10 protein-coding genes are annotated in these 14,570 nt (G+C 23.8%); all 10 read right to left on the bottom strand.

Translation table 11 applies throughout. The annotated features are described in order from the left end of the window. Positions 1-10 precede the first annotated feature (10 nt). The 10 genes from B0174_RS00990 to B0174_RS01035 all read right to left on the bottom strand — a co-directional run bounded on the left by B0174_RS00990 (position 11) and on the right by B0174_RS01035 (position 14,567). A complete protein-coding gene (locus B0174_RS00990) occupies positions 11-958 on the bottom strand; it encodes a hypothetical protein (RefSeq protein ID WP_108557766.1) in 948 nt (315 codons plus the stop codon). An 8-nt stretch (positions 959-966) separates the two neighbouring features. Then, positions 967-3,141: an EAL domain-containing protein gene (locus tag B0174_RS00995; protein WP_108557767.1), complete on the bottom strand. Its 2,175-nt coding sequence runs from the start codon at positions 3,139-3,141 to the stop codon at positions 967-969. Beyond that, positions 3,141-5,561 (bottom strand): TolC family outer membrane protein, encoded by a 2,421-nt coding sequence (locus tag B0174_RS01000; RefSeq protein ID WP_108557768.1) that lies wholly within the window; start codon positions 5,559-5,561, stop codon positions 3,141-3,143. The genes B0174_RS00995 and B0174_RS01000 overlap by 1 nt, the downstream gene beginning before the upstream one ends. Before the next feature lie 7 nt (positions 5,562-5,568). Then, entirely contained in the window at positions 5,569-6,297 is a 729-nt protein-coding gene (locus tag B0174_RS01005; protein ID WP_108557769.1) for a hypothetical protein, read from the bottom strand. A 3-nt stretch (positions 6,298-6,300) separates the two neighbouring features. Further along, entirely contained in the window at positions 6,301-7,431 is a 1,131-nt protein-coding gene (locus B0174_RS01010) for a hypothetical protein (protein ID WP_108557770.1), read from the bottom strand. 9 nt (positions 7,432-7,440) lie between these two features. Further along, a complete protein-coding gene (locus B0174_RS01015; protein WP_108557771.1) occupies positions 7,441-8,391 on the bottom strand; it encodes a hypothetical protein in 951 nt (316 codons plus the stop codon). An 88-nt stretch (positions 8,392-8,479) separates the two neighbouring features. Beyond that, a complete protein-coding gene (locus tag B0174_RS01020) occupies positions 8,480-9,754 on the bottom strand; it encodes an HlyD family type I secretion periplasmic adaptor subunit (RefSeq protein WP_108557772.1) in 1,275 nt (424 codons plus the stop codon). A gap of 1 nt (position 9,755) precedes the next feature. Then, positions 9,756-11,888: a type I secretion system permease/ATPase gene (locus B0174_RS01025; RefSeq protein ID WP_165790372.1), complete on the bottom strand. Its 2,133-nt coding sequence runs from the start codon at positions 11,886-11,888 to the stop codon at positions 9,756-9,758. Between the two features lie 11 nt (positions 11,889-11,899). Beyond that, entirely contained in the window at positions 11,900-13,687 is a 1,788-nt protein-coding gene (locus tag B0174_RS01030) for a tetratricopeptide repeat protein (protein ID WP_108557774.1), read from the bottom strand. 64 nt (positions 13,688-13,751) lie between these two features. Continuing rightward, positions 13,752-14,567: an FkbM family methyltransferase gene (locus tag B0174_RS01035; protein WP_108557775.1), complete on the bottom strand. Its 816-nt coding sequence runs from the start codon at positions 14,565-14,567 to the stop codon at positions 13,752-13,754. Between the last annotated feature and the right edge of the window lie 3 nt (positions 14,568-14,570).

Below are 14,570 nucleotides of genomic sequence, written 5' to 3' on the forward strand. Positions count from 1 at the left end.
TTTTAAATTATCATTTTTTTTCTTTTGATTTCAAATCAAATTCACTATTTTCTTTTAAATTATTACTATTTAAAATAATCTTATTTGAATCAGTATTCTCATTTTGAGGTCTCATATTTATTATATTTTCTAAATTTTCTTTAAATTTATCAATATCTTTATCTTCTTTCAATGATTTGTCTTCTTTTAAATCTTTTAAACCAATTTTTTCATTTGTATCTAAATTTTGTACTTTTTTTGCTCTTTCTTTTTTTTGTGCTTCTGTTTTAAAAATATCATCCATAATAACGGGAGATAACATATTTGTATCTTCTATATTTTCACTTTGATTAAAAATATCGCTATTACTTAAACCTAATGATAAATCTGTTTTTTCATAAATATCTGCTTTTATAGTATCAATTGTGTTTTTATTACTATTTTCTTGTGATATTAAAATATTTTTTTGGATATAACTATTATCTGGACTAAATCTAATAAAATAATTATCACAAAAACCATTTAATAAATTATATGAGAAATATTTATTACACATTTTCCACTCTTTTTTTAAACCTAATAAATAATCCAATCTATCCCAAAAAAGCTGATGTACATTTTGATTTATATTTTCAATATCATCAGGATTTATTCCATCTCTTCTAATTACAATTAAGTTAGCTCTTGTTTCTTTTTCCGTTTGATATAGTTCTAATATCCATTTATCTAAAACAATATCTACTTTGATTATATTATCTTCAAATATTATTTTATTTACTTCTATTTTATCTCTATAAACATCTACAATAAAAGATTTATTTCCATTTTCTTTATTTGAAAGAGTAAAAAGAGTTTTAGCAGCATCAAAAACAGCATTTTTTGAAATATCAGGATAAACTTTTTTTGTAACCAAAATATCTTGTTTTTGAGAACAACCTACAAATATTATCATTATCAACACAACTATAATTTTATTCATAAATAACCTTATCTATTAACTGCATATAAATCTAATCTACTCAAAAATTTATAATCTTGATCTGATTCTACATTTTCAACTATAATTTTTACTTCATTCACTTCAGCATAAACAATAATATTTTTAATTCTATGCTTTTTTATTAAATCATTATGAATATTTTGTGTTAAATCTTTATCTATTTTTATATAATTAATTCTTATTTCTGATAACTCTTCTAGTGAATACTCTTTTGTTTTAAATCTTTTAATTAATATTTCAAAATTTAATTTATTTAATTGTTTAACAAATTCTATAAATTGTTTTTTATAAACAGAAGCAGAATAAGATGTAATACTAAATAAAATATTATTTATAATATTTTTATTTTCAACTACTAATTTATTTAAAAATTCAATAAATTCATCATCTGATATAGTTTTAATTGATAAATTAATTGCAATTTTATATTCGATATTGTTATTTTTAATATATTCTAAAGCCTTTAAAATAACCTGTTTATCAAAAAATTTATTCAATTTTAATTTTTCACTAATTGCAATAAATGAACCTATTGGCAAGATATTACCATCTTGGTCTTTTAATATTGGTTTTAATTCTCTCATTAATAATTCATTCTCAAAAGAATAACTATCAAAGGCAAATGATATATCAAAATCATTGTTTTCAATTATATATCTTACTTTTTTTTCTGTTTTTTCTACTTCTTCAGAGATTTTATTTTTTTCAATAATTTCATAACTATTTTTATCTTTTGAAACAGCTTCTTTATATGCATCATTTACTAAACTTAAGATTGAATCTATTGTTCCATATTTATCAATTGGTGTTCCTCCAATATGAAATATATTATCAGGTAATTTATAGTTTTTTGATATTTCAGTAAATAATCCATTAATCACTCTATTTGAAAAATTAACTGCTTCTGAATAATCAAAATCCTTTGCTAAAATTATAAATTCTGCTCCATGAAATCTATAAAAAGATATTTTATTATTATATGAATTAATAATATTATTTATAATATTTACATAAGACAAAAGAAAATCATCAGTTTTTACTGTACCATTTAAGCTCTCAATTTGATTTAGTTTAGCAATTTTTAATAAAAAGATATAACCTTCAAAAGATGATACAAACATACTTTTCATATCAATATCAAACATTTTTTTATCATATAATCCTGTTAAATTATCAGTTAATAAATTTCTTTCCATAGATTCTCTATTAATATTTAATTCATTTACTAAAGATGCTACTCTATTTGATAATTTTGATATATTACTCAACAAATTTTTATATTCATGATTTTCATTAAAAACTTTATTATCTATATTTGAGAATTTATTGTTTAACATATCAGAAACAACATTCTCAAGATAATTAATTGGTTCAATTATATATTTATTTTCTATATAATTATTATAATAAACTATAAATATTATTATTAAAGAAAATAAAACTACTATAAAAATAAATAGTTTATTGGAAAAGTCATAAATCTCTTTTTTTAAACTATATTCATCAATAATATATTCTATTGTTGCATAGTTTATATCACCGATTTTCAATTCTTTTGTTATTACATTCTCTAGTTTTATATTATAAAAATATTCAAAAATACTATAAAATTCTTCATGTTTTCTTTCAATATCTTTATTATCTACTAAATTTGGATTAAGAGAAACTAAAAAGCTCTTAATCTCATTATTTTTAAATAATTGAAATTTAATTATTAAATCTTCATTTAAATTAGAGTCATTTAATGGTATAAATTCAAAGAAAGATGTTCCTTCTATTTTTTTTATTTCACCAAATCTTATATCTGTTGTAACATCTGCTAAATTCCATGAATTATCATCAAAACCATCAGTTTGGAAAATCAAGCTCTCTTTATTAAATAAAATTTTGTTGTATTTGATTTTTACATTGCTTATAAAATTAGTATTTTTAATATCTTTAATATACTGATTTATAGATATTTTATCAAACAAAATAATTTTACTTTGGAGTTTATCAGTATATTTATCCACATTTAATTCAATGTTTTTTTGGGCATTTATAAAAGCTTTTTCTTTGAAATCTAAAAAAAACGACCAAAAGAATAAAAATAAAATACCAACAAATATTAATATTAATGTTGCGATATTTTTTATTATTCTAATTTTTATATTTTTCTGCATTATTTAACTTTTTCTAAAAGTAAGAATTTTTCTTTTACACTACTTGAGCTTGGATTTGTATACTCTGTTTTAGAAGTTTCATTTATATATTCAAATTCTGGTTCTTTTTTGGGTTCATTTATATTTTGTTGAATATTTAAATTATACAATTCTTGCTCTTTTGAAACTTTTTGAACAACTGGATAATAAGAAGCTCCTATTTTATTGAGTTCTTCAATAGCTTTTTGTGCTTCTTCGTATGTATTATAAATTCCATAATTCCATCTAATTAGATTTGTTCCATTTGAATAATTATATGCAAAAGAATTTTTATACAAAGTTGGATTTTCAATCAGAATTCTTTCTAACTCTTTTTTATTATTAAATGATGTTACATTAATAGTATAAGCTTCAGGATTTGCATTTATAAAAGTATTTTTTATTGTTTCATCAAATTGAAACTCTTCTATTTTTTTCTCTTGTTTGATTTTCTCAATAGTATTTGTTTTTTCAACAACCTTAATCTCAGGAGCAGGTGCTTGAACTTTTAACCCTATAATATAGTCATTATATGATTTTTTAATATCTTTCACTTTTTTTATAACAAGAGTTTTTTGGCTATTGTTTTTTGATAATTTACTCATTTCTAAATTTGCCATTTCAATATTTTCAAAAATCCCATGTGCAATTTTTGAACTAACTTTTAAATTTTCAATAGAATCATAAGAAAAAGAATTTTTATCTAATTCATTATTTTTTATAAAATCAATTGCATCTTTTTGATTATTGAATTTTCCTATTTCAATAGTATAAAAATTATCATTTGTACTTAAAAAACTTTTAATAAAATCATTAATATTCTCATCTTTAATAGCTTTATTAGCAAATGAATTTCGTAATTCTTCTTCTTTTTTTCTTTGTTCTTCTCTTTCTAATTTTTCTTTTTCTGTTAGAAATTTATCATCAATATATACATCTTGTGTGTAATTACTTTTCGTAAAATCAATAAATTTCGGATGTTCAGGATCCATATCAAAAAAGGCTAATAAATCTCCTGTATATCCTAGTAATGTGAAAAAATCAGTAATATTACTATTTTCATATTTTATCAACTCTATTTCTGCTGAATTTAGTTGCTTATGACCTTGTAATAAAGATTGTAAATCTTGTTGTCCTAAATTAAACTCTTCCCAATATGCATCAACCATTTTTCTTAATGAAATAACTTCAGAAATATTACTTTTTAAAGATTCATTTGTAGATTGTATAGATGTAAATAATTTAGAGATATTCCATTTTAATTTTTTCTTTTCTTCATCTAATTTAAAATTTAGTTCTCTAATAACACTAAAAGCACTTAAGATTTTATTCTCATCTTTTCCACCATTATATAAATTAAAACTTAGTCTAAAAAGTGCATTAAATTCTTGTTCTCTTTCTTTATAGTCTTCTTTATCCATTACATTATCTAATGAAACTTCAAAATCTAGTTTAGGAGCAAAACTTGATCTCTTTGATTTTAAATTAAATTTTTCAGCATCAAGAGATTCATAATAATTTAAAATCATACTGTTTCTTTTGATTCCTCTTTCATATAATAAATCAAAAGTTGAAACATTAATATTAAAATTTTTCTCATAAGGAAGTGTTTGAATATAATTTTCACCTACAATATATTCATAATATCGAATTGATTCAGTAAGTTTAGATTTTACTTTTGTAAGTTGTGTTTGTGCATTTGAAACATTTGCTTTAATTGCTGTTAAATCACCAATTGTTGCAGCTCCATTATCATATTTTATTGTTACAATTTCTAAAATTCTATTTAAATTTTCCATATTATTTTCACTAGCTAAAACAGTTCTATATGAAAATACTACATCAAAATATGCTTTTATTGCTTTTGTAATTTGTTCTTGCAAAACAATTTGATATTGGTTTTTTTCTACATTTAATTTTTTTTCTAAACTTTTAATAGTATTTGAAGTTTCTCCACCAGAATAAATATTTTGACTTAAAATAAATTTATAATTTCTATCATTGTAATATCTAAAAAATTTTGTATCTTTTGTTCCATTATCTACATTACTTGCTTGAGTTCTTCCATTTTCTGCTTCAAAATTTAAAGTTGGATAATATCCAGCAACTGAATCTTTTAATTTAATTTCACTTTGGATTACTCCTTCTCTTGCTGCTTTTAATAAATCACTATTTGATACTGTTTCAAGAACAACATCCATTAATGATACTTTTTTATATTTAGTCATATCTGCATTAAAATTTTTATCATATCTGCCAAAACTATTCATTTTCTGCATTTCAGAACGGCTTGGATTTTCATCAATATAAACAGAAATATTTTTATTTTCATCTATTAGTGTTTCTTCATTCGCATTTAAAATAACACTTAAAAATATCCAAAATATCAATTGTTTTTTCATTTATTTTCTACTTTACTATTTTAATTACTAAATAACCATTTTTAGCATCTACAGATTCTTTTAAATCAGGATTGCTAGTTAAATCAATTTTTATATCTTTTTTTTCATAACCAAATTTTCTAATTAAATTTCTAACACTCATTGTTCTTGCTAGAGAAATTTGTTTAGAAATAGTTGCACTTAATTGGTCTTTTATGTCAGATGCATAAATATTAACTTGATGATTAGGATATTTATTTTTTGCTTTATTTACGAAATCTTTTATTTGTTTTGAAACAGCATCATCAACAAAAAATTCATCTGCTTTATATGTTATTACTATATATTCATCAGTTGCAAGAATTTTTTGTATTACAGTTGAATCTTCTTTTTTATCTGCAACATTTATACCAGAAGATTCTATTTCATCTGTTCCTTTAGCAGATTTTACAGAAGTATCTTCTGATGCTATTTGATGTTGAAGAGCTAAAATCATCTGTTTTTGTTCATTTATTATTTGTATATTAAGATCTGAATTAGGATTAGTAGTACTTACAACAGGAGGATTGTTTGTACTTGAAATTAATTCACTAGATGAAATTGAACCATTAAAGGATACTTTATATTTAAATTGCGCATAATATCCCAGATTTGCAAGAACAACTAACAAAAATAATAGTAATACTAAAATAACTGAAGAAAAAATATCGACAAAAGATGGCCAAGGATTAAATTCTTCTTCAAATTTACAAGCCATATATTATCTCTTACTTTCTAAATTATTTTCTTTTTCTAAACTTTTAACTAACTCAATAAGTAATTTATTATTTTCTTCTTGTAATAATAAACTTTTCTTTATCGTTTTATGCTCTGATAAAATTACTGTTGAAATTTCTTGTAAAGATTCTTCAATGAGTTTAGAACTAGAATATTGATTAACATTTGATTCTTTCATTACTTCAATCAAGTTTTTTAATAAAATCGACTCATTATCTGAAGTAGTTACAGTCTCTTCTAATTTATTAGCAATTTTCATAAACATATCTTGAGATACTTGATTCGAATGCTCCATTCGTTCTGTAAAATCACCTATTGTATCTACAAAAATATCTATAAATCCAGCAGCTTGCATATTATTAGCTCCACTTTTATTAAAACCTTTAATATCTCCTATATCTTCAATAGTATCTATAGCTTGAGTTTCAACAATTCTTCCTTTTATCCAATCTTGTACATCTTCTAAAAAAGCTGCTTGACTTTTTGTTAAGATATATTGCATAAGATTTAATATAATTGCAGAAGCAACACCAAATAATGAAGAAGCAAATCCAATGGCCATACCACCTAAAGGACCTGAGAATCCTGTCATTATTTCTCCCATATCTATATTATCTCCACCAAAAGATAAAATAATTTTTCCCATTTGATCAATTGCAACCAATAATCCAGCAAATGTTCCAAGTAATCCAAGTGTTAAAGAAGTTCCCACAAAAAATGCTGTATAGCCTTTTTCTTTAAAAAACTGATTTTCTAACCATTCAGTTACATCTTTTGCTTCTTGTTCAGAAAAATGTATTACACCTTTTTTTGCTCTTCTTTGAAACATATGAGCAATACTTGCAGGCATAATTTTACTAATTCCTTCTAAATAGAATTCTAAACTTTTACCTTGTTTATATGCCAATATTCCAAAAGTACCTGCTAACATTGTTAATTTTATTGCTGATTGATAAATTACCAATAATGCAAGTGAAAAAACAGTAATAATAGGAATATTAAATGTTAATGTTGCAAGAAAAAATGTTTTTATTAAAGAAAAATTTGCATATAAAATAAATGTTATAAATAACAAGACAATAAAAAAGATTTTTAATATTTTAACTCTTCTCATTTATAGCCTTTAAAACATAAATAATAATATAGATATTACTAAACCTAATGCTATCATAGTAACAGATTTAGTCATTTTATCAACAATACTTACAAAACCGTCATTACCTTTAACTTTTTCTCCAACTAATAAATATCCAATAGTAACGCCATTTACATCTACCATTTCTTTATATGTTTTAAAATATTCTTTATTAACAACATACCCTTTATCTTTTAGCTCTTTGAAACCTGTTAAACCCTCTTCCATAACATTTGTAAAAAAGGCACCATCATATTTTTGTTCTTCTACTCTTAGATCATCTACGATAGGACGATACCTACCATTTTTTGCATCAATTGCTAAATGAGACATCATTTTTTCTTGTATTAATGCTAGAAATATACTTTGTTTATTTCTTTCAAAATCTTTTTTTAAAGATACTAAACTCTCTTTTATTTCGACAACACCTAATACATTTTCCCCTAATATAATAGGTTCAATATAAACAATATTTGGTCCATCTGGTAAAACTTCAATACCAAATGATGTAATTTTTCTATTTATTACACTATTTATAATAGTACGATATTGACTTGTTTGATAAACAGTTGGATAAAAAGACATAGAGATACTATCAAAACCTGATTCAATTAAACTTTTATTATAAACATCCATAATTGAATCTATAATTTGTTTGTTACTCAAATTATTTTTAAAATTATCATTATTTTTTAATCCTAAAACAATTCTTTTAAACTCTTTTTGTTTATCTTCAAACTTATATTCTAAATTACTTTTATAAGTTACTGACATGTTAGCATAAACTTCTTCAGCGATTTTAGTTGTCATTGTTGTTAGTAAATACATAGAAAGAGTGATTCCAAATATAGACAAAACACTTAAGATTGTAAACCACAATCCTTTTTTCTTTTTTAATTCGCCAAGTAAATTTTGGATAGCTTTTATGAAACTAAACACATCAATCCTTTTGTAGTAATAACTTTCATTATATTTTATTTTCTCTTATTTCATTATTAAAATAATTTTATTTAATAACATTTTTAAATCACTGTTCACTTAAAGCATTTTTACTAATATTTTTAAGAGGTTTTATAATATATTTAAGTACTGTCTTTTTTCCTGTTAAAATATTAACATTTGCAACCATTCCTGGTAAAATTGGAAGATCTGGTGCAAATTGATTTACATCTGCTTTTATTTTTGCTATATAAAAAATTGAACCATTTCTATCTTCAAAACTATCAGGAGAAATAGAAATTAATTTTCCATTTAATAAACCATATTTAGAAAAATCATATGCTGTAATTTCAACAGATACATCTTGTCCTTCCCAAATAAATGCTCTATCTGAACTTTTTATTTTTGCTTCAATTGTTAAAGAGTCTTCTATTGGAGTAATTTCAGCCATTTTATCACCAGGTTTTACAATTCCACCCTCAGTATAAAAATAAAGTTTATTAATAATCCCATTTACAGGTGAAATTACTGATTTTCTTTGTTCTCTATCAACATTTGCTTTATTTTTTTCTATTGCTTTGTTAATCTCTGTTTTAATTTCTGAATATTTACTCAATTGTTTACTTCTATTTTCTGATTCAACTGAAGCAATTTTCTTTTTTGACTCTTCAATTTCTTCTTGTAATATTGGAATACTATTTCTTGTTTCATCAATTTGAGTTACAATATTTTGTTTTTTTGATAATTCTAATATATATTCTTTTTTAGAAGCAACTTTTTTATTTAACAACTCATCTAATATTTTCATATTTTCCATAGCTAAATTCAACTCTATACTAAGATTATTAAATCTAATTTTTGTTTCTCTTAATTTATAATCTTTTTGATTGTATTGATCTTTTGCAATATCTACTTTTCTTTGATTATTTTCCAAATCTTCATAAAATATTCTAGTTTCATTTTCAATTATATCAGGTATTTTTTTCTTTAATTCATCAGGATATTCAATTGTTTTTTGATTATCAATTAAGGCTTCTAGTCTTATTAAAACCGCTTGAAGACTCAATAAATCAATCTCTTTTGTAACAAATTCTGAACTAAAAAAAGCATTTGAAAGGTTATATATAATATCTCCTTTTTTTACTGTTTTCCCCTCTTCTACTAAAATTGCAGAAATAATTCCACCCTCAAGATTTTGTATTACTTTTGTTTGACCTGAGGGAACTACTTTTCCTGTTCCTTTTATTGCTTCATCAACTTCACTAATTGCAGCCCAAGATAAAAAAACCGTAAAAAAAATCATAATTGGAATTACGGTAGTGTAATAATTCCATTTTTTCTCTTCAAATAATCCTCTATTCATATTATTTTTTCTCTTGTAATGCAGCTAAAACCGTATTTTTTGGACCATCAGCAACAATTTTACCTTGGTTTAAAACAATTACTCTATCTACTAAATCTAATGCTGCAAATCTGTGTGTAATTACTATCAAAGTTTTATTATCCAATACTTGTTTCATATGTGTTATTAAAGATTTTTCAAGACCTACATCAAGTCCTGTTGTTGGTTCGTCTAAAACTAAAATAGGAGGATTATTTAATAATGCCCTTGCAAGTGCAACCAAATGTCTTTGTCCAACTGATAAGTTACAACCTCGTTCACCAACTTGCAATCCATCACCTTGTCCTGATTTTTTTACTAAATCTTCTAGCCCCGTAATTTTTATTAATTGCATCATTTTTTCTTTACTAATTGGGCTTGATAATTCAATGTTTTCTTTTAATGTACCAGAAAATAAAAATGGTTCTTGTGGCATAACTCCAATATTTTGTCTAATTTCAACAGGATGAATTGTAGATATTTCATGTCCATCTAAATAAACAGAACCTTTTGTTGGATAATCAAGACCTGTTAATATTCGTAAAAAGGTACTTTTCCCAGCACCAGTTTGTCCAATAATTCCTACTTTTTCACCCTCTTTTATTTTTATATTACAATTTTCTAAAGATGCATATTTACTATTTTTGTAATAAAATTCAACATTTTTAAATTCAATATTTCCTTTAATTTCACCCAAACCAATTTCAATATTTTTATCATTTTCTAATGGTAAATGCCAAAATTCATTTATATTATCTAATGATTCACTAATCTCTTTTAATTTTATTGCCATCATTGAAGCTTGAATTACAGGAACCATTGCACGACTTGCAAGAATTGTAACTGCTATTAATCCACCAACAGATAGAGTTTTACTGTTTATTTCAAATACTCCAACAATAATAACTAAGAGCGTAACAAATTGTATTATTGATTGAGATAAATTCATTGAAAATACATTTAAAGATTGTATTTTATGTGAAACTGAATCCGTTACAGCGATAATATTTCTCCAATTAAAAAGTTTTGTTGCTCGTGCATTTGAAAGTTTTATTATTTCACTTCCTTGAATAGTTTCAACCAAATAAGAGTGTTTTGCTTGAACATTTTCTATATTCTTTTTACTTAAATTTGAAATTGGAACTTGCATTGCAAAATTAAAAACTAGTACTAAAATAGCAATAGATATAGGAACTAAAGCAATCATTGGTGAAATTATAAATATAACAGCAACTGATATAAAGAAAAAAGGAAAATCTATTACTTGTACAATAGATTTTGTAGCAAAAAAATCTTTGATTAAAGCTAACTCTCTAAACAAATTTGCTTTTGTTCCCACAAGCATACTATCATATTGAGATTGAATACTTAAAACTCTTTTTAAAAGTTCTTCTTCTAAATGAAGTCCTAATTCTTTTCCCACTTTTTCAATGATATGATTTCTAACACTTTTGAAAAATACATCAAATAAAAGGATTATTATTACTCCAATTGCAAGTACAAATAGTGTTTCTGTTGCATTATTTGGAACAACTCTATCATATACACTCATTGAAAATAAAGGAACAGCAAGAGCAAAAATATTTATAAATAGAGTTAAAAATCCTATTTCAATATATGCTCTCCAAAATTTTTTTACTGGATTCCAAAACCACTCTTTACCTTTGATTTGATCAAGTATTTTTTCTTTTTTTGGGTCTCTAAATACTAAAATTGCTTTTGTAAAGTTTTTTAAATAACTACTATCTTTTTTTATTTCACTATTATTAATTGGATCGTATAATAAGCACTCTTTTCCTTTTCTTTTTAGTACATATGGATTTTCTTTTTTATCAAAGACAATACATGGTAAAAAATGATTTGGAATATCTGAAGCTTTCATATCTCGACAAACTGCTGTAAAACCGATTTCCTTTACAACATCAACTGCTAATTCTTGGGTAAAACCTTTATTTGATTTAGCACTTAAACTTATGATTGTATTTAAAGATATTTCTCCAAAATAGAAATCTAAAATATACTTTAATGTAAATAATAAAGGATATTCTTCTCTATTTAAAGTTGTATCTTCAAATATTGATTCTTCTTGCGATGTGATATTTTCTTGAATTTGCAAAAAACTACCTATTAATTTATTTTAATTTTATATTGTTTTGAAAGTTTTGCATTTATTGATTGAAATACACTTTCCCAAACTTTTGCTGTTTTTTGTCTAAACAATTTTGCACTTGGATACCATTTTGTAGTTTCACCTTTGTTAGTCCATCTCCAGTCAGGAATTTTTTGTAAAGGAATCCAAACAGGTTTATTTAATGCACCACTTAAATGAGCAACTGCTGTATCTGATGAAATAACTAAATCTAATTCATTTATAAGTGAAGCCGTTTTTGAAAAATTAGTTAATTTATGAGTTAAATCTATTATTTTATTTTCATATCCAAGTTTTTTTATATCTTCACTTCCCTCACCTATTTGTAAAGAGTAAAGATTAATTTTTGGATTATTCATTAAAGGTTCAAAAAATTTCAAATCAAATACTTTTCCTTCATAACTTTCACCTGTTGTTGAAGCACTCCAACAAATACCAATATTGATTTTGTCTTTTTCTTTTTTAATTTCTAATTCTTTATCAAAAATAGCTTTTAAATATGGCATTTTTTTTGGTAATTCATCTGTACTTTTCATATCCAAAATAAATGGCATACTCATAATTGATAATTGATAATCAAACGCTGGAGTTTCTTCACTTCTATCAACTAATACATCAATTTCATCAATTGTTGTAAATAATTCTTTTAAACCTTCTCTGCATTTTACTGCTATTTTACATCCAAATTTTTCTTTTAATTGTGGTAGAAATCTTATAAATTGGATACTATCTCCAAACCCTTGCTCTGAATGAAGTAATAAAGTTTTACCTTTTATATCTTCGATTCCTGTAAACAATGGCTTAGAAAAAATATCTTTATGTTTTATAATATGAGGAATCATCTCTTCTTTTCTAAATCTCCATTCATACTCTTTCCAACCATTTTTAAAATCTTCAGATGCTAAATACATAGTTGCTAAGTCAAAATGTGCATTTACAAAATTTGGGTCAAGTTCTATAGCTTTTTTATATGAAGTAACAGCTTTATCTGATAATCCTAAATATTTGTATGAAGTACCTAAATTACTATGTGCATTTGAACCATTTGGCTCTAATTCTATAGATTTTTCATGCATTTTTGCAGCTGTTTTATAATCATTTAATTTATTATATACATTTCCTAAATTTGTATATGCTCCACCATGATTTGGCATTTTAAGAATTGCCATTTCTAAAGATTCTATTGCTTTATCATAATCTTTTGCTTTGTTATATGCAGCACCTTTATTACTATAAACTTCATTGTAATTTGAGTCTGTTTGAAGTGCTATTTCAAAAATTTGCGCTGATTCTTTATATCTTTTTTGTTTATATAAAACTACACCTATATTATTTACAGCTTTTGCATACTTTGGATTTACTCTTACAGCTTCTTTATATGCTTCAATTGCTCTATTATTATCACCAATTAATTCATAAACTATTCCTAGATTATTAAACATATTAAAATCTTTTGGATTAATTTTTATTGCATCAATATATACTTTTAGTGCCATTTTATAATTTTTTATTTCTTTAAATGCATTACCCAAATTATTATACACAAGAGTATTTTTAGGATTTAAATTGATTGCTGCAACATAATATTTTATAGCTGTATTGATATCACCTTTTATTTTATAAATAACACCTAAGTTTCCATAAATATTAGAAGACTTTGGATTTATTTTTAAGATTTCTTCATATAAAAATTTTGATTTATCGTAATCTTTTTTATTAAAAGATTCAATTGCTTGTTCAAAAAGTTTTTTTTCTTGTTCTATCATTATGTTACCTTCAAATCATTAAATTAGGGGAATTATATCTAAAAAATTTAGATTATTATTATATTCATTTTTTCATTGGATGATGTTTTGAATCGATTATTTCATCCATTTCTAATATTTGAATAGAACTGTCTTTATGCAAACATAGCATATTTACAGATACTATATTTCCAAAAATATTTTCTTTCTCATTAAAAAAATTATTCTCATTATAAAGCCTTGGTAAATGCCAATACATTTTGTAATCCAAGCTCCATAATAACTCAATTAATTCTTTTGAGTGTTCTTGTCTGTCGTTTTCAACATAAATCATTGGTCTGAATTTTTTAATTAACTCAATAGCTCCTTTGATTACTGATATTTCCATACCTTCAACATCGATTTTTAGCAATTTTAGTCTATCTATTTTATTTGTATAATTATCTAATTTTTGTTTATTTACAAGAGTTCCATTTTTACTATTTTCAATATTAATTCCACCAAAGTTATTGTTTTTTGTAAAATCACACTCTGGGATTAATATAGTTCCATTTTCATTACTAACTGCTTCTTGATATGCAAATACATTTGAAATACTATTTATTGCAAGATTTGCACATAGATTTTGAAACACCAATCGTTGTGGTTCATAAGCAATCACAAAACCACTTCCAACAAGTTTGGATAAATATACAGTATGAGCTCCAATATTTGCTCCAACTTCAATAACTACATCTTTATCTTTACAAATTTGTTCAAATAGTTTTGCTTCAAGATGAGAAAATTCCCCATATTTTTCTATCGATTTTCCAATATAAATATCATTTTTATTGTATGAAAGAAAACCATGTCTTGATTTTATAACTTTGTTGAAACCTGTGTCAATAATATTTTTATTCACTAA

This window comes from Arcobacter caeni (assembly GCF_003063245.1).
Taxonomy (GTDB): domain Bacteria; phylum Campylobacterota; class Campylobacteria; order Campylobacterales; family Arcobacteraceae; genus Aliarcobacter; species Aliarcobacter caeni.

Excerpts from the sequence above, each read along its gene's own strand:
- B0174_RS01005 (WP_108557769.1), bottom strand. The coding sequence starts at position 6,297 with ATGGCTTGTAAATTTGAAGAAGAATTTAATCCTTGGCCATCTTTTGTC.
- B0174_RS01020 (WP_108557772.1), bottom strand. The coding sequence starts at position 9,754 with ATGAATAGAGGATTATTTGAAGAGAAAAAATGGAATTATTACACTACC.
- B0174_RS01030 (WP_108557774.1), bottom strand. The coding sequence starts at position 13,687 with ATGATAGAACAAGAAAAAAAACTTTTTGAACAAGCAATTGAATCTTTT.
- B0174_RS01010 (WP_108557770.1), bottom strand. The coding sequence starts at position 7,431 with ATGAGAAGAGTTAAAATATTAAAAATCTTTTTTATTGTCTTGTTATTT.
- B0174_RS00995 (WP_108557767.1), bottom strand. The coding sequence starts at position 3,141 with ATGCAGAAAAATATAAAAATTAGAATAATAAAAAATATCGCAACATTA.
- B0174_RS00990 (WP_108557766.1), bottom strand. The coding sequence starts at position 958 with ATGAATAAAATTATAGTTGTGTTGATAATGATAATATTTGTAGGTTGT.
- B0174_RS01000 (WP_108557768.1), bottom strand. The coding sequence starts at position 5,561 with ATGAAAAAACAATTGATATTTTGGATATTTTTAAGTGTTATTTTAAAT.